Source organism: Geovibrio sp. ADMFC3 (genome assembly GCF_054687035.1).
Map to the genome: position 1 here is coordinate 2,663,636 of NZ_BAAFZG010000002.1, position 18,159 is coordinate 2,681,794.

Here is an 18,159-nt window from a genome sequence, read left to right on the forward strand (position 1 = left end):
TGTTGACACGAAAAGAGATTGAACCGTTTTTATTATATAGATGGAGGGTGCCGATTAATATGGAATTTAATTTTAAAGACTTTATCCTCACGGAATCGGAAAGAAATATGCAGGAGCTTGAAAAAGCTTTTTATAATGCAGGATATCCTGAACTTGCCTCAAGAAAGCTTTCGGAGCGTTTAAAGCTTATCAGCGAATTGCTGGACTATTTTGACTCGCCTATGCCGTCCGGAAGCTCTTTTGCGGCTGGTAATGCTTATCGTGAGCCTGTATACGCAGATATACTCAAAACTGCCTCAAGCCTCCGGTCAGAAGGGGTTACTCTTAATACATTTATAGGTTCACTCAAGATTATTTTTGAGTGTTTTGAAAACAGTTTTGTCGCCAGAGAAGAGGCGTCTGCGGACTTTCTGCGATGTTTCAGGCAAAAAGCTGATAAACTGGAACACGCAATTATTACTGACTGGATGAACGCCGGCAGCAGAACCATGAACACAATGCTGATGGAGACCAACAGAAAGCTCACTGTGGCTCAGAACAGGTATGAAAAGATTATGGAGGCCGACGGGAGCATCATACTTTTCTTTGGCGAAAACGGCATTATAACAGACTCAAATTTCAGGGCAAAATATGCCTTCGAGGAAGATCCTGCGGGGTATAATGTCATAGAGTTTCTTGGAATAAATGAAAAAGACATACCCTCGTTTATTAAGAAATACGGAGCAGTAAAGCATGAAATAGTGATGGACGGACAGTATTTCTCGGTGCGTCTTATCCCTTTGGGAAGTGTGAGTACAGGCGTAATCGAATACATGTTCATTTTTCACAATATTACAGGGATGGTTGATGAAAGGCACTATCTGGAAGAGGAAGTGATGAGAAGAATAGAAGAGCTTGAAGGCTCAAAAAAATTCTTTGAATCTGTTTTCTCTTCTGCGGGTGACGGAATAATAATTTTTGACTCAAATAATAAACTGATAAAAGTGAATAAAAAAGCCTGCCGCATGTTCGGTGTAAAAGACAGCCAATCCTGCATAACAAGCGTTAATGATCTTTTCATTACAGGCAACCAGAAGATACTGTTCAGTATAATCAGACAGCTGAAAAACTCCGAAACATGGGACGGAGAAATGGAAATGACCGGAATAGACGGAAGGTTTCATGCCCTTGTTACTCTGAACAGGTTCGATGTGGACGAAACAATATACTACTCGCTTATTGTAAGGGATATATCTCCCCTTAAAGAGATGGAGCGGGAACTTGTGGATGAAAAGAAGCATGTTGAGGAAAAGAATATCGCTCTTAAAAATATTATACAGAGTATACGAGGTCAGGATGAAGACCTCCGCTCAGAGATCCTGTTTAAAATGGAGAGTCATATTCTGCCTCTTATGGAGCGTCTCCGCAGGGAGAAAGATGAAAATGAAAAAAGCATAATTTATGCAGATATCTGTGAGAATATTTCCGGCTTGCTGGATAAGGACAATACTAAAGGGCACGCCGGCGAGGTTTTTGCCAAGCTGTCACGAACAGAGGAACGCATATGCAGGATGATAGTCACCGGCTATACCACCAAACAGATAGCTGATGAGCTTTTTGTGACTCATGATACAGTCCAGACCCACCGCAAAAATATCAGAAAAAAACTTGATATTAATAATAAAGATGTAAATCTATATACCTATCTGAAAAACCTTTCATCAACAACGGAACAATAATCATTACTTATAACTAGATCGGGTATACTCTACCCGATCCCTACCCTCTTTTTACCCGATTATTAACAGCACCTTTAAATCTAATTAGCTTGTAAAGTAAACCTAAACATTTTGGATGGCTCCTAAATGTGCGCTTATTTAAAAAAATAGGAGGAAGTATGCGCTACCTGTCGGTTAGTTGTATGCTTGCGTGTCTGCTGCTTTTCATTGCAGTTGGGGCACAGGCATTTGAGAACGGCGCGTCAAACACGCCGGACAGCTGGACGCAGCAGGTCTCTCCCGGACAGTTTAAGGAGAGCTACGAAGGTATAGGTCTTACAGATGACACTAAGGTCTACCTCACGCTGACGTCACGCTACAGACTGCGTACAAACGACTACGCAGACGATCAGGACTTTTATCAGTATCTGAGAGTCCACACAGATTCAGTTAAGCTTGGAGACGGTACAGTAAGATTTGCCGCTTTCGCAAGATTTGCTGATGACATTGACGGAGACCACAAGAAGAGCTGGGGCGATGATTATTACTATTATCACCGTGACGCTCTTGATACCCAGCTCGGCTACGATGACTGGGCTCCGAGACTTTACCACGGCTACGCCCAGTTCGACGGCGTAATCAAGAACACAGTCCTCAACGTAGGACGCTTCTATCTTTCCCACCAGAACACCTTCCAGCTTGACGGAGCAGATGCTTCAGTGAAACTCGGTGATATGGTTGAGGTCTATGCCTTCGGAGGCAAGCCCGTAAGCTACTATTACGATATTGATGACGACACTGTTTTCGGCGGCGGAATCAATGTAAAGGTGATGGAAACAACTAAGATAGGTGCCGAGTATGTCCGTCTTGATGTAACAGACATAGAAGACGACTACACTAAGCTGAGAGTTGATCAGGCTATCCCTAACGGTAATGTTGTTCTTGAGTACACGCTTCTGAATGATGCAGCCACAGTGAACGCCGAAGGCGTGTATGAAGTAGCAGCCACAGGCACCATCGTCACCCTGAAGTATGAAGGTCTTCTTGATGAGGTTGACTATGAGAACTCTTACGTAGTGAACCCTCTGACGAACACGCTTCTTGCTGCAAGCAAGTACAACAAGTATGAAGCGGCAGTTTATCAGTCATTTCTTCAGAACTTCGCAGCGGGTCTCGCCTATGAGGCTAAGGCAGTGGGCGGTAAAGAGAACTTCGACAACCGTGATTATTCGAGAATCAAAGGTAAATTCGACATTTTCGGACTCCCTTCAGAGAACACTTACATATCGTTCAGTGTAGACTACTGGGACATCAAGAACACAGCGGACTCAGACGACAACGAGCGTCTTCAGTACGGTGTTCAGATAAGCCAGAAAGTAGGACGCACTATGGATGTCTGGGCAGGAACCTCCTTCAACCGTTACGAGTATGACTACGTAAACGACAAGCGGAAGGACTCCGTGAGAAGCTACTATGTCGGCGGACAGTATCAGCCTGTGCAGTACTTAAGCCTTATGGCTGACTTGAGCATGGAAGACACAGAGTTTTATGATGATGTTGATTCCAGCCTTGACAAGAACTACACGGCAGAGCTGTGGGCTAACATTATTTTCTAGGGAGGAGATTTATGAAAGCGAAGATAACTGTACTCTCTATGGTAATGGGTATGCTGCTTATAGCGATGTATGCCTTTGCCGTGGAATCCAATAAACCCTCCAGCCATGACATGTCCTGGATGAACAGACACGGTTCAGCGAGTAAGGTAAACAAGCAGGAATGCCTTGAATGCCATACAGATCAGGTGAGCTGTATCCAGTGTCATCAGGAGGTATCTCCGAGAAACCATACGCCTTCGTGGACAAAGAAAGGTCACGGACTTGAGGCGAGATGGGACAGAAGTTCATGTACGACCTGCCATAAGGAAGACAGCTGTATAGAGTGTCACAGCGTAACCCCACCTGCGGACCACAGACCCGGCTGGGGCGGTTCGGGAGCTGGCCTTCAGAGACACTGTAACAACTGCCACTACCCAGTGCAGGACAACACATGCTTTGTATGCCACAAAACGGCGCACGCGCCTAATGCATACTAGTAAGGAGGATAATATGAGTCTTAAAGATAAACTTAATCAGGTAACCCGCCGTGATTTCCTTAAGGGAGTGAGCGCAGTAGGTGCGACAGCAGCAGTTTACGGCTGCGGCGGCTCCGGTGACGGCGGAAAAACATATATGGAAGAAGACGAGGAAAACCGTCCGACACCCCCTTCCATTACAGAAACCACAATCATGAGTTCGACCCCCCATAACTGCGGCGGACGTTGTGTAAGTAAATATTACATGAAAGACGGAGCTATCAAAAGAATAGTTACTGATGAAAGTGAAGAGACAAATGCTCTCGGCACAACAGCAAACGATCCTCAGAGACGCTCATGTGTTCGCTGCCGTTCAAGAAAACAGTGGTTCTACCGTAAAGACCGTCTTCTTTATCCTCTGAAACAGACAGGAGCGAGAGGCGATGTCAATGGATTCGTAAGAATTTCATGGGAACAGGCGTTTCAGGAAATAGGCCAAAAGCTTCATGATATAGCTATGGATCCCACCAAAGGTCCCGAATCACTTCACAGAATATACGCTTCAGCAGATTCTACTGGATGGTCATCAGGCTCTGTAAGCAGGCTTTTCGGCATGTACGGAAGCTCTCTTGGTTACAGAAACGACTATAGCTGGCCTGCTCTTGACCACGTTGCTACATTCGTTGAAGCACAGGGCTACATTCCTCTTGGAAACGCTAGAGGTGATGTTGTTAATGCTGAACATGTTTTCCTCTGGAGCTACAACGGTATGGAAGCTATCTGGGGAACACAGTCAGGCTGGTATCTGCTTCAGGCTAAAGAAAGAGGCATTCCTATGACAGCAATAGATACCCGTATCTCTATGACTGCGGGCACTCTTGCTGACGATATGGTAACTCTTGCTCCATGTACAGACACGGCTCTTGTTCTTGGTATGCTCTACTATCTTCTTACTGAAAGATACGCTGACCTTGATATACCTTTTATAAAGGCTCATGTTCACGGATTCTTTGATGATCCCGCTGCGACTTCATACCACGCTTCAGTTGCAGCAGGTGAATACGGCGTGCCTGCGGGTGCATCGCTTTCAGCATACATCCTCGGTACTGAAAGATATCTCATTGACACAACAGGTGACAACCTTGAAACGTCAATCTATCCCGACACTATAGGATACAACGTTAACGCAACAGATCCTCTGTTCGGAAAGAGAACTCGCATCTACGGTCAGACTCCCAAGACCCCTGAATGGGCATCAGCAATAACAGGCATCCCTGTTGCGAAGATTAAAGAGCTTGCTGATACTCTTCTTGATAAAAAATGTACTATCTGGAACGGTTCAGGCTTCCAGAGAAACACAGAATCAGAGCAGATCGTGTGGATTCTCCGTATCCTTTCCGCTGTTACTGAAAACTTCGGTCAGTCAGGATGCAGCTACGGTATGCAGCCATGGAGTTCGCAGATCGGCGGACCCGGAAACTACATGGGAGCAGGCGTAACACCTATTGGTCCCACAAGACCCACGACCCTTGCCAGCGCATTGTATGATGAGACAGAACTTACTGTTTCCTCTGTAGGCGCCAAGACCAACAAATCAAGTATTCCTGTATTTATGTGGCTTGACGCCATCGAATACGGCGGAACAGGTCAGTCTCGCTGGAACGACGGACAGATCAAAAACCTCAGAACAGGTATCAAGTGTATATTTAACTTTGCAGGTAACATCCTCTGCAACCAGTCGGGAGACCTTAACCTTACAAGGCAGATCCTTGCTGATAAAAACAAATGCGAGTTGATTGTTACCGCTGATCATTTCATGACTACATCAGCAGTTATGAGTGATTATGTTCTTCCCGCTACAATGCAGATGGAAAAACCCGGAACATCAACCGGCTGGTTTAGTGAAGAAGTTGTTCTGATCAACCAGGTTCTTGAAAAACCGGGCGAAGTGAAGAGTGAGTTTGAAATCTGCACAGGTATAGCTGCTGCTCTCGGAAGAGAAGCTGAATATCTCGGAGGCTTTGAAGGAACAGAAGAAGACAGGGTTAAAAAAGGCTGGGACGACAGATATAACAACGGAACATATCCCATAACATGGGCAGAATTTAAAGAAAAAGGCATACTGAAAGGACCGGTACGTATGGTTATTCAGTATGACGGATTCTACAGTGATCCCGCTGCTAACCCGCTTTCAACTCCTTCAGGAAAATTCGAGGCATATTGCCTCAGAATGATGGAAGACTATCAGGCTCGCCACTACAGTAACTACGACTCGTTCGGCACCCTTGAAAACTCCGGAACCATCATTGATGCTAAAAATCCGTTGGGAACAGACAGCATGAGATTCGTTTACCCGATTCCCATGTATATACCCACAACAGAAGGCAGACACGCAGACGGCAGCCATCCCGATCCCCTTGGTCTTGAAGACGGCGGTCTGGACTGCTCACTGCATACATGGCACATAATGTACAGATCACACTCTACGCTGAACTCTGTAGCTTACCTTAATGAGCTTTACAAGTTCGACAGAAACGGAAACCCTGCTTTCCTTCCCGAATCAAGAGCAGCAGACGGCAACGGTGCTGTAACAACATGGGAAGACGGAGTTTACGAAAGTGTATGGATTAACCCCCTTCTTGCTCAGAGCAAAGGTCTCCAGACCGGCAACAGAGTAAAAATAAGCAACGGAAGAGGCTCTATATACGCATCAGTAATCGTTTCTGAAAGAGTGCCTGACAAAATAATATTCATAGGTCAGGGAAGCTGGCAGCACAAAGTCGGTGATATCGATGTGGGTGGCTGCGCCAACACTCTTATGCACACCAGACCTTCGAGAATTTGTCAGGGTATGACGCTGGCTAACGACTGCCGCGTCAGAATTGAGAAGGCGTAGGGAGGATTTTATCATGGCTAAACAGATGGCATTTTACTTTGATCAGAACAGATGTATGGGCTGCAACGCCTGCACAGTTGCCTGCAAAGACTGGAACGATGTTAAACCCGGTCAGGCACGCTGGAGAAGACTCAGCACAGTTGAATCAGGTTCATTTCCGAACACTAAAGTTTTCAACCTTGTGCTTTCCTGCAACCATTGCGCAAACCCTGCTTGTACGGCAGCTTGCCCCGTGGGTGCAATTTATAAGAGAAAAGAGGACGGCATAGTTATAGTAGACCGTGACAAATGCCAGAACATCCGTTCCTGCGCTGTAGCGTGCCCTTACGGCGCTCCTCAGTTCGGAGACGATGAGTCCGAACCTGTTAAGAAAGCAAGCTGGGCAGTAGCTCACCCTGTGCAGAAATGTACTTTCTGCTGGGACAGGCTTGATGACGGTCTTGCGCCTTCATGTGTGGCTGCCTGCCCGTGCAGAGCGCTTGACTTCGGCACAGTAGAGGAAATCAGCGCCAAATATCCCAGTGCAGTGAGAACAGCAGTAGGTATGCCCGATTCATCAAGGGATTCCAACGGTAATGTACTCGCTTCCGGCGAAACTGTTCCCTCAATATTTTTTAAACCTAAAAATTTCTAACTTTTTCAGTCGTTCCGGCATGCCGGAACGACTTTTTTTACCCTCGTTTTACGCAAGAGGTATTTTATCCATTTTTTATCTTCGATAGGGTAGTGCATACCCGATCCCTACCCGTTTTTTTACCCGCTTTTTCATGGTCACATTAAGTTCTTTTAATCGCTAGATTAGTATCAACATTCACTTGCGGGTGTTTAGTTTATTTCTACAAGGAGGAAGTATGCGCTACCTGTCGGTTAGTTCTATGCTTGCGTGTCTGCTGCTTTTCATTGCAGTTGGGGCACAGGCATTTGAGAACGGCGCGTCAAACACGCCGGACAGCTGGACGCAGCAGGTCTCTCCCGGACAGTTTAAGGAGAGCTATGAAGGTATAGGTCTTACAGATGACACTAAGGTCTACCTTACGCTGACGTCACGCTACAGACTGCGTACAAACGACTACGCAGACGATCAGGACTTTTATCAGTATCTGAGAGTCCACACAGATTCAGTTAAGCTTGGAGACGGTACGGTAAGATTTGCCGCTTTCGCAAGATTCGCTGATGACATTGACGGAGACCACAAGAAGAGCTGGGGCGATGATTATTACTATTATCACCGTGACGCTCTTGATACCCAGCTTGGCTACGATGACTGGGCTCCGAGACTTTACCACGGTTATGCTCAGTTCGACGGCGTAATCAAGAACACAGTCCTCAACGTAGGACGCTTCTATCTTTCCCACCAGAACACCTTCCAGCTTGACGGAGCAGATGCTTCAGTGAAACTCGGTGATATGGTTGAGGTCTATGCCTTCGGAGGCAAGCCCGTAAGCTACTATTACGATATTGATGACGACACTGTTTTCGGTGGCGGAATCAATGTAAAGGTGATGGAAACAACTAAGATAGGCGCCGAGTATGTCCGTCTTGATGTAACAGACATAGAAGACGACTACACTAAGCTGAGAGTTGATCAGGCTATCCCTAACGGTAATGTTGTTCTTGAGTACACGCTTCTGAATGATGCAGCCACAGTGAACGCCGAAGGCGTGTATGAAGTCGCAGCCACAGGCACTATCGTCACCCTGAAGTATGAAGGTCTTCTTGACGAGGTTGACTACGATAACTCTTACGTAGTGAACCCTCTGACGAACACTCTTCTTGCTGCAAGCAAGTACAACAAGTATGAAGCTGCAGTTTATCAGTCATTCCTTCAGAACTTCGCAGCGGGTCTGGCTTATGAGGCTAAGGCAGTGGGCGGTAAAGAGAACTTCGACAACCGTGATTATTCGAGAATCAAAGGTAAATTCGACATTTTCGGACTCCCCTCAGAGAACACTTACATATCGTTCAGTGTAGACTACTGGGACATCAAGAACACAGCGGACTCAGACGACAACGAGCGTCTTCAGTACGGTGTTCAGATAAGCCAGAAAGTAGGACGCACTATGGATGTATGGGCAGGAACCTCCTTTAACCGTTACGAGTATGACTACGTAAACGACAAGAGGAAGGACTCCGTAAGAAGCTACTATGTCGGCGGACAGTATCAGCCTGTGCAGTACTTGAGCCTTATGGCTGACTTGAGCATGGAAGACACAGAGTTCTATGATGATGTTGATTCCAGCCTTGACAAGAACTACACGGCAGAGCTGTGGGCTAACATTATTTTCTAGGGAGGAGATTTATGAAAGCGAAGATAACTGTACTCTCTATGGTAATGGGTATGCTGCTTATAGCGATGTATGCCTTTGCCGTGGAATCCAATAAACCCTCCAGCCATGACATGTCATGGATAGACAGACACGGTTCAGCGAGCAAGGTAAACAAGCAGGAATGCCTTGAATGCCATACAGATCAGGTGAGCTGTATCCAGTGTCATCAGGAGGTATCTCCGAGAAACCATACGCCTTCGTGGACTAAGAAAGGTCACGGACTTGAGGCGAGATGGGACAGAAGCTCATGTACGACCTGCCATAAGGAAGACAGCTGTATAGAGTGTCACAGCGTAACTCCCCCTTCGAGCCACAGACCCGGCTGGGGCGGTTCGGGAGCGAGCCTCAACAGACACTGCAACAACTGCCATTACCCCGTGCAGGACAACACATGCTTTGTATGCCACAAAACGGCGCATGCGCCCAACGCATACTAGTAAGGAGGATAATATGAGTCTTAAAGATAAACTTAATCAGGTAACCCGCCGTGATTTCCTTAAGGGAGTTAGCGCAGTAGGTGCGACAGCAGCAGTTTACGGCTGCGGCGGTTCAGGCAGCGGCGGAAAAACATACATGGAAGAGGACGAAGAAAACCGTCCCTCCGCACCGTCGATAACTGAAACTGTAATCATGGGCGCTACCCCTCACAACTGCGGCGGACGCTGTGTGAGCAAATATTACGTTAAAGACGGCGTTGTAAAAAGAATTACAACTGATGAAAGAGGCGACAAAGGCATCAGTAATGGTGACGACCCTGAATATCGTTCATGTGTACGCTGCCGTTCAAGAAAACAGTGGTTCTACCGTAATGACCGTCTCCTTTACCCTCTTAAACAAACAGGCGAAAGAGGCGACATAAACGGATTCGTAAGAATCTCATGGGAACAGGCGTTTACTGAAATTGCTCAGAAAATGCAGAGCATCAAAGCTCAGTACGGCGCAGCTGCATTCCACTCAATCTACTCTTCAGGCGATTCTACCGGCTGGTCAAGAAACTCTCTGCACAGAATGCTTATGCTTAACGGCGGCTATTCATACTACTACACCAACTACAGCTTCCCTTCGCTTGAGCATATGGCTAAGTTCATGGAAGGAGCAAACGAAGGTACTCCTTTGGGCAACGGACGTCAGGATGCAAAATTTGCCGATAAACTTGTTCTTTGGAGCTTTAACCCCAACGAAACAGTTTTCGGAACAAACACAGGCTGGTATCTTCAGCAGATTAAGGAACTCGGCAAGGAAATTATCTCTGTCGATTCCAGATACTCCAAAGCAACCGCAACCTCTGCTGACACATACATCAACCTTCTGCCCGGAACAGATGCAGCGCTTCTTTCCGGTATGATCTACCACCTGCTCACCGATCGTATTGCTGATCTTGACATTCCCTGGATCAATGCGCGTATGTACGGTCTTTTCGACAACGGACAGAGCCTTCTCCGTTCCGATGTTGATGTTGCAAGATATGCTATACCTGACGGCGGATCACTCTCTGCATTTATCCTTGGTGATGAAAACGACCTTGTAACAGCAGGACACAACAACGGCACTTCTATCTATCCTGATACCATCGGTTATGAAGTAAACGATGATGACCCACTGTACGGTAAAACAGTAAGCATCTGGGGACAGAGAGCAAAAACTCCCGAATGGGCAGAAAAAATATGCGGCGTTCCCGCTCAGACAATCCGTGACCTTGCTGATATGTACCTTGATAACAAGGTTACAACATGGATCGGCGGCGGATACCAGAGGCATACAGAAGGCGAGCAGGCTATATGGCTTAACCGTGTTCTTTCTGTAATGACTAAAAACATCGGCGCAAGAGGATGTTCTTCAGGAAGAAATGCTAACAACAAATCTGCTTCTCTTCCCAACGTTCAGATGTCAAGAGGCGTAACAAACCCTGTTAATCAGGAACCTGATATCTACGATGCAACGAGAGTTACTTCTCCCCTTACTTATGTACACGCAGTACAGAGAAAGAACCTCCCCGTGTTCGTAATTCCTGATGCAGTTGAAAACGCTGCTTATCCCGGACGCAAGTCTAAATGGAACGACGGTCAGGTAAACCACGTTACTGTTCCCTACAAAGCGGTATTTGCTACGGGCGGTAACATTATGGTTAACCAGTCCGGCGATGTTAACTACAACATGGCTATCTGGAAAGACAGAAGCAAAGCAGAGCTTCTCGTAAACTGCGACCATTTCCTTACTCCCTCAGCTGCAATAGCTGACTACGTTCTTCCCGCTAGTATGATAGGCGAGAAACCCGGTGCGGTTAATGCGTGGGGTACAGGCGAAGTTGCTATCAAGATCAATAAGCTTGTTGATGCTCCCGGCGAAGTTATCAGTGAATACGAAATCTTTGAAGGTATTGCAACAGCCTTCGGTAAAGGCGCAGAATATCTTGACGGATATGCTTCAGGTCAGGAAGGCATGGAAGCCCGTCTCAGAGACGGATGGGAATCTGGCAACCTTACAGCAACTTACGGCATGAGCTATGACGAATGGTGCGAAAAAGGCGTGGCTTCTCTCCATACTACTTACACAGAAGATGATTACTTTATCAAACATAAAGCATTCATTGAAAACCCTGTGCTTGCCAACGCACTTCTTACCCCCACAGGTAAAATCGAAGCGTACTGCATGAACCTTATGGAAGACTACGAAGCACGCTACCACGACAACGTTGATACTGTTACTTCCGATGCAGGCGGTCAGACAACTCTTTACAACGGCGGAACAATCTACTCTGCACAGCATGGTGATTCAACTGCAAGAAGATTTGTTTACCCCATCGGTATGTACATACCCACAATTGAGGGAAGACACGCAATAGATGCAACTAACCCCAATGATGAGCTTGCACATGATGACCCGCTGGGAATAAGGACTACATACCCCTTTACCCTGCACACATGGCACCTTATGTACAGATCACACTCAACTCTGAACAACGTTGCTTATCTGAACGAACAGTACAAACAGGATATTGATGGTAATGCTGCTTTCCTTGATCCTAACCGTGACTGGACAGACGGCGTATGGGACGACAACGTATATGAAACAGTTGTTATGAACCCCGCACATGCTGCTTCACTCGGTCTTGAATCAGGTGACAGAGTTCTCATCAGCAACGACAGAGGTAAAATATACGCTTCAGTTCGTTTCTCCCAGACTGTTCCTCCCCATACTATATGTATAGGACAGGGAGCATGGAGCAAACAGAACTCTCAGGGAATCGATGTTGGCGGTAACGCTAACACAGTTGTAACAGCCAGACCTTCAAGAATTTGCAAAGGTATGACTTCTGCTACAGATTCCAGAGTCAAAATAGTGAAGGCGTAGGGAGGATTAAACCATGGCTAAACAGATGGCATTTTACTTTGACCAGAATAGATGCATGGGCTGCCACGCTTGCGTTGTAGCATGCAAAGACTGGAACGATGTTAAACCCGGCAAAGCAAGCTGGAGAAAACTCAGCGTAAATGAAAGCGGAGCTTTCCCGAATGTAAAGGTTTTTAACCTTGTGCTTTCCTGCAACCATTGTGCAAACCCTGCTTGTACAGCAGCTTGCCCCGTTGGTGCAATTTATAAAAGAAAAGAGGACGGCATAGTCATAGTAGACCGTGACAAATGCCAGAACATTCGTTCCTGCGCTGTTGCGTGCCCTTACGGCGCTCCTCAGTTCGGAGACGATGAGTCCGAACCTGTTAAGAAAGCAAGCTGGGCGGTAGCTCACCCTGTGCAGAAATGTACTTTCTGCTGGGACAGGCTTGATGACGGTCTTGCGCCTGCTTGTGTGGCATCCTGCCCCCAGAGAGCGCTTGACTTCGGCACAGTGGAAGAGATCAGTGCAAAATACCCCACCGCAGTAAGAACAGCGGTAGGTATGCCTGATTCATCAAAAGACTCAAACGGTAATACTCTTACTTCAGGAGATACAGTACCCTCCATCTTCTTTAAACCGAAGAATTAGGAGCCGTAACAACCAAGGATACCGCCCCCTTACAGGGGCGGTATTTCTTTTTTTAAGGTCTTGATAAATTAGGCACTAAGCTTTATTTTGTCTCTGAATTAAAAAATTAATTAAAGGACATTTGAATGATTACAGACATAAATGATAAAACTCTGGATTTGATTAAAAATAAAACCTTCAGAGAAGACGCAGAAAGATATGTAAGGCAGTATGCCGATTTCATGAAGTTTGCCGAAGATTCGGGACTCAGTGCAGTCGAGGGAGCCTCCCCAGATAGAATGGCCGTGGAGCGACTCTCTAAAACGGGTCGGATTAAGGACTATAACGCAAAAAGCCTTTCATACGGCTATCTCTCCCCCGCCTGCATTGATTGCCGAACCGGAGCAAACTCTAAAACTGTTTTCCATACGCTTACGTGCAACAGAGACTGTTACTTCTGTGCAAATATGAATCAGGAAGAGTATGAATACTATACCAAAAATATAAATAATGCCGAAGAAGAACTGGATAAAACAATGGAAGGGAAGAAGGTTTCTTCTGTTGCTCTTACCGGCGGCGAACCTCTTCTTCTGCCTGAGAAGGCCCTCGCTTTTTTCAGGCATGTTTCCGAAAAATATCCGGAGGCTCATAAACGCCTTTACACCAACGGAGATCTGCTCACTGATGAGCTGGCTGAACAGCTTGCCGGGGCAGGATTGAATGAGATCCGCATAAGTGTAAAAATGGATAAGGACGGCTATCCTGCTGAAACTCTGGAGAAGCTGAAGATCGCAAAGAAATTCATTCCTGCGGTTATGGTTGAGATGCCTGTGATTCCGGGCACACTTGAGCATATGAAAGATCTGCTCATAAAAATGGAGGAGATAGGATGTGAGGGAATCAATATCCTTGAGTTTCTTTTTCCTTGGCTTGACCCTGAAGAGTATAAAAAATTAGGCTTCAGGATAAAAGAGCGCCCCTACCATGTTCTTTATTCCTATAACTATTCCGGCGGTCTTCCCGTTGCCGGAAGCGAAGATGAATGCCTTAAACTGTTAGAGTTTGCTGTTGAAAAGAACCTGAAACTCGGTGTTCACTACTGTTCACTGGAAAACAAGCTCACATCGCAGATCTATTCCCAGAATGCCGGTGTGAAGCTGATGCCATTTGAAATAATGTCTGATAAGGATTATTTTATAAAAATCGCCCGTGTTTACGGCGGAAACGCAGGCAAGGTTCAGAAATATTTAAGAAAAGCAGGAGTTCCTTTCCAGCGTATAGCAGGAACAGGGGCTCTGGAGTTCAACCCGAAATATATTTCTGAACTGAAAGGGGTGGACGAAGTTGCCCTCACATATAATGTTGTTGAGAGCGACGGAACAAAATCCCACATGCGGGAAGTTAAGATAGATTTAGTAAATCCGGAATTATTTGATTTTGATAAGGATATATGAGGTGACGTTATGAACGTTAATGAGATATGTGAAACACACAAAGGAAGAGACGTAACATTTAATATTTTTTCAAGAGTCTTTATCGATGTGCCGGATGAAGCTTCCGATAAGCTTTTTGCCGATACCTGTGAATATCTTTTGTCTGTTGCGGAATTTTCTGAAAACGGAGACCTGAAAAAAGGCGCACAGATTCTGAATACTCTTCTGCCGGCGGATAAGTCCGCTCTTGCAGGCTGGTTTGCCGAAAACAGACTGGAGAGAGCAAAGGATTACACTTTCCTTTTCGTTCTTGGTCAGGGGTCTGTATCCACTTTTGAGTCCGTTTACCGTTCTCCTGAAAGACTCATCAAGCAGGATCCATGGAGCGAAGTTAAGGCCGTTTACGCTGAAAACTGCTTCAAAAAAGCTGAAGGAAACAGGCAGCTTGAGGATCATGTTTCTCTGGAACTGCAGTTTATGGGATTAATGAGCAAGAAAATTGCTGAACTCTTCCAGAAGGAAGATTTTGACGCTGCGGAAGCTAAACTCAATGTTCAGAAAAGCTTCTATGACAGCCATATCTTTAAATGGATTCCTGATTTTTGCGACAGAGTAATTGCAAAATCAGAAAAGCTCCACTCTCAGTTTTATGTTGCATATGCTTATCTTCTTAAAGGATTCCTCACGGAAGACATGCTGTTTCTGGAAGACCTCCTCGGAGAATAATATATGGGTGTTGTGGAAGGTGTATTTGAAAAACTTTCCGAATACTTTGTAATAAACAGTGCTTTGTGTGTGCGGGTGCGTCATAAAAACGCAGCCTGCACCGCATGTACTGATGTATGCCCTGCTGAAGCGGTGCGCATCACCCGTGCAGGCGGCAAAGTGCTTGTGGACTGGTCATTATGCACTGACTGCGGAAAATGCGTAAGCGCCTGCATGAACGGCGTGTTTACTCTCCGCAGGGCTGATGAGGCACGTCTTAACGCTTCCATTCCTGAGCAGATCAATGCTGCAGGCAGTGTAAAATACTCCTGCGCCCGTTCCAAATCCTCTGAAAACACAGCAAAAGTTTCCGCACTTGCCTACATCAACCGCAGACAGATAATAAAAGCTGCCTCAAAGGGAGCAGAAAGGCAGGAGTTCATTCACGGAGACTGTGATACCTGTCCTGCGGGCGGATGTCTTGACATGCTTTCGGAAGAGATAAAAGCTGCCTCTAAAATACTGGAGCTTTGCGGAAAAGAACCCTCTTTTCTCATTCGCAGACCGGAAGAGGCTCCCATCTCCAAAAAAAAGAGCAGGCTTGCAGAGCGCCTTGGCGGAAAACAGGATGTTAAGCTTAGTCGGAGGGAATTCTTCGGCTTTATCCGGAAAGGTGCTGAAAAATCCATGGGGAAAACCTTACAGTATCTTGGTGAAAATGACGCTAACAGACAGAAAACAGTTCTTGAAGTAAAAGAAACCGCCGCTCCTCACAGAGAATACCTGAATTCTATAGAAACACTGGGCGGAGATATTCTCATACGCAATATGCAGAGGGAAGGACTGCTGAAACGTGCTGAAATTGATTCTGAAAAATGTGTGAAATGCGGCATCTGCGCCCGCATGTGTCCGTTCCAGATATTTGAACCTGTCGTAGAAAAAATCAAAGGGCGTGATGTTACTCAGGCTATAAATGTGAAATCCGTTGGCTGTACAGGGTGCAATCTCTGCACTATATCGTGCCCGTACGGAGCAGTAAGCATTCGCTGACTTTCTTAGAAATATCTATTAACTTTAAAGAAAACACGAATTATGCTAATTTTCTGCATGGAGGAAGTGATCCATGAGAAAAACCGCCGTTTTTAAATCTGTTCTGGCTGATGACGATTCACTGGACAGAGCCTGCAAAAGTATACCGGAAGAGGCGTGCAGACATTCAGCACGCAATTATAAAGCAAACCTATACAACGGTGCGGCATCAAAACTTGCGGAGCAGACCGCAGGACCTAATCTTGTTATCCCTTGGCTGCTTCAGGCAATAGGGGCTCCGGTGTGGATTCTGGGGTTTGCAATGCCCTTAAAACAGACTTTTTCACTTCTTCCGCAGATGGTAACAGCAGGATATATAAGAACTCTCGCCGTCCGTAAAACCGTATGGACAATTTCCGGCTTTATTCAGGCTCTATGCCTCATTCTGATGATTCCCTCAGCAGCTTACCTTAGCCCTTTTGAGGCAGGGGTCGCAGTGCTTCTTCTGCTTATTATTTACAGCACGGCAAGCGGTACTGCATCTGTGGCTTTTCAGGATGTTCTGGGAAAAACCATCGATAAAGGACAGAGAGGGAAGCTTCTTTCAGCAAGGGCATTCGCCGGCGGAGTGCTGACTATTGCCGCAGGGCTTATAATAAGCCGTGTAAAGGGCGGCTCCCTTACAACTCTGTATTTGCTTCTTGTTGCGGGAGCGGTGTTATGGATTATCTCATCTTTGTTTTTTCAGAGTATAAAAGAGGAGCCGGGTGCGGTAAAAGGCGGCAGAAATGCCATTAAGGAAGCGGCTGCCGGAATTTATCTGTTTAAAAGATATAAAGGTTTCAGACGTTATCTTTATGCCAGACTTTCTCTTAATGTTATAGAAATAGCAGTTCCCTTCTACGCTTTTTACGCATCGGAACTTCTGGGTACATCAAAGGCAGGTTTGGGGCTTTTTATGATGGCGATAGGAGTGTCACAGGTTATAAGCAGTCCGTTCTGGGGCAGGGCGGCGGATGAAACAAGCAGAAAGGTACTGATTCAGAGTGCTTTGATTTCTGTTGCTGCATCAGTAGTTGCTGTGGTCTGTTATTTCCTTACGGATCAGCTTGCTGTTTATGCAGGGCTTCTTGCGGCGTTTGTGCTTATGGGGCTGGCGGAAGCAGGCGTGAGGCTTGGGCGCAAAACATACCTGGTAGACGCAACTCCGGCGGATAATAAGTCTACATTCACAGCATTCAGCAACAGCTTAGTCGGCGTTCTTTCTTTGGCGGCAGGGGTTCTAGGGCTTATTGCGGAGAAAACAGGCGCAGCGGGGATAATAGCCGTGATCGGCGTTTTGTCGCTCATAGCGGTATTTGTTTCAGCCCATATGCCCGAAGCTGACGACATGCTCAAAGAATAGTACTTAAATTTATTTATAAAAAAATTCTCTTGACTTTCTGCTGTTCAAAAGTTAGATAATTTGAACAAATATAAATCAAACTAAAATTTATAGTTATCTATAAGTCATGGAGGAGCCAATGAGCAAAGTAGGTATTTTTTACGGCAGCAGCACCGGGGTAACCAAGAGCGCAGCGGAAGCAGTTGCTAAAGAACTTAAAAAATGCAGCATAGACGCCGATGTTCACAGCGCAGGCGATACAGATATTTCAACAATAACATCATACGGCGGGATTATTCTCGGTACATCCACATGGGGCATGGGAGACTTGCAGGACGATTGGGAAGCTCTTCAGAAACCTCTTGCATCTTCCGACCTTAAAGGCAAAACAGTGGCTATTTTCGGATCAGGGGATCAGGATGGCTACCCTGATACATTCGTTGACGGAATAGGTATTCTTTATGATGCAGTATCCTCCGCCGGTGCCAGTGTTGTGGGTTCTGTTGCCACTGACGGTTACACATATGATGCTTCTCTTGCTGAGAGAGACGGCGAATTTGTCGGACTTCCTATAGACGAGGATAATCAGGCGGATATGACTGATGACCGTATTAAAGCATGGGTTGCTTCAATCTGCGAATCATTCGCAGGCTGAT

At 46.0% G+C, this 18,159-nt stretch carries 14 protein-coding genes; all 14 read left to right on the forward strand.

Going from position 1 to position 18,159, the window contains the following annotated elements; translation table 11 throughout:
- Window positions 1–59: 59 nt before the first annotated feature.
- Window positions 60–1,718, forward strand: coding sequence for a LuxR C-terminal-related transcriptional regulator (locus tag ACYRYY_RS13005; RefSeq protein ID WP_460216025.1), 1,659 nt, complete (start codon window positions 60–62; stop codon window positions 1,716–1,718).
- A 158-nt stretch (window positions 1,719–1,876) separates the two neighbouring features.
- Window positions 1,877–3,313, forward strand: coding sequence for a hypothetical protein (locus ACYRYY_RS13010; RefSeq protein ID WP_460216026.1), 1,437 nt, complete (start codon window positions 1,877–1,879; stop codon window positions 3,311–3,313).
- Window positions 3,314–3,324: 11 nt separating this feature from the next.
- Entirely contained in the window at window positions 3,325–3,789 is a 465-nt protein-coding gene (locus ACYRYY_RS13015) for a hypothetical protein (RefSeq protein WP_460215815.1), read from the forward strand.
- A 13-nt stretch (window positions 3,790–3,802) separates the two neighbouring features.
- A complete protein-coding gene (locus ACYRYY_RS13020; protein ID WP_460216027.1) occupies window positions 3,803–6,664 on the forward strand; it encodes a molybdopterin-dependent oxidoreductase in 2,862 nt (953 codons plus the stop codon).
- Between the two features lie 13 nt (window positions 6,665–6,677).
- The gene (locus tag ACYRYY_RS13025) at window positions 6,678–7,298 is read left to right on the forward strand and encodes a 4Fe-4S dicluster domain-containing protein (protein ID WP_460216028.1); all 621 of its coding nucleotides are present in this window, start codon (window positions 6,678–6,680) and stop codon (window positions 7,296–7,298) included.
- Between the two features lie 217 nt (window positions 7,299–7,515).
- Complete coding sequence (locus ACYRYY_RS13030) at window positions 7,516–8,952, forward strand: hypothetical protein (protein WP_460216029.1); 1,437 nt, start codon at window positions 7,516–7,518, stop codon at window positions 8,950–8,952.
- A gap of 11 nt (window positions 8,953–8,963) precedes the next feature.
- Window positions 8,964–9,428: a hypothetical protein gene (locus ACYRYY_RS13035; protein WP_460216030.1), complete on the forward strand. Its 465-nt coding sequence runs from the start codon at window positions 8,964–8,966 to the stop codon at window positions 9,426–9,428.
- Between the two features lie 13 nt (window positions 9,429–9,441).
- Entirely contained in the window at window positions 9,442–12,342 is a 2,901-nt protein-coding gene (locus tag ACYRYY_RS13040; protein WP_460216031.1) for a molybdopterin-dependent oxidoreductase, read from the forward strand.
- A 13-nt stretch (window positions 12,343–12,355) separates the two neighbouring features.
- A complete protein-coding gene (locus ACYRYY_RS13045) occupies window positions 12,356–12,973 on the forward strand; it encodes a 4Fe-4S dicluster domain-containing protein (RefSeq protein ID WP_460216032.1) in 618 nt (205 codons plus the stop codon).
- A 125-nt stretch (window positions 12,974–13,098) separates the two neighbouring features.
- Window positions 13,099–14,406: a radical SAM protein gene (locus tag ACYRYY_RS13050; RefSeq protein WP_460216033.1), complete on the forward strand. Its 1,308-nt coding sequence runs from the start codon at window positions 13,099–13,101 to the stop codon at window positions 14,404–14,406.
- A gap of 9 nt (window positions 14,407–14,415) precedes the next feature.
- Entirely contained in the window at window positions 14,416–15,111 is a 696-nt protein-coding gene (locus ACYRYY_RS13055; RefSeq protein ID WP_460216034.1) for a TorD/DmsD family molecular chaperone, read from the forward strand.
- A gap of 3 nt (window positions 15,112–15,114) precedes the next feature.
- Window positions 15,115–16,140 (forward strand): 4Fe-4S dicluster domain-containing protein, encoded by a 1,026-nt coding sequence (locus ACYRYY_RS13060; protein WP_460216035.1) that lies wholly within the window; start codon window positions 15,115–15,117, stop codon window positions 16,138–16,140.
- Window positions 16,141–16,213: 73 nt separating this feature from the next.
- Window positions 16,214–17,524 (forward strand): MFS transporter, encoded by a 1,311-nt coding sequence (locus ACYRYY_RS13065; protein WP_460216036.1) that lies wholly within the window; start codon window positions 16,214–16,216, stop codon window positions 17,522–17,524.
- Between the two features lie 118 nt (window positions 17,525–17,642).
- Window positions 17,643–18,158 (forward strand): flavodoxin, encoded by a 516-nt coding sequence (locus tag ACYRYY_RS13070; RefSeq protein WP_460216037.1) that lies wholly within the window; start codon window positions 17,643–17,645, stop codon window positions 18,156–18,158.
- Window position 18,159: the final 1 nt, after the last annotated feature.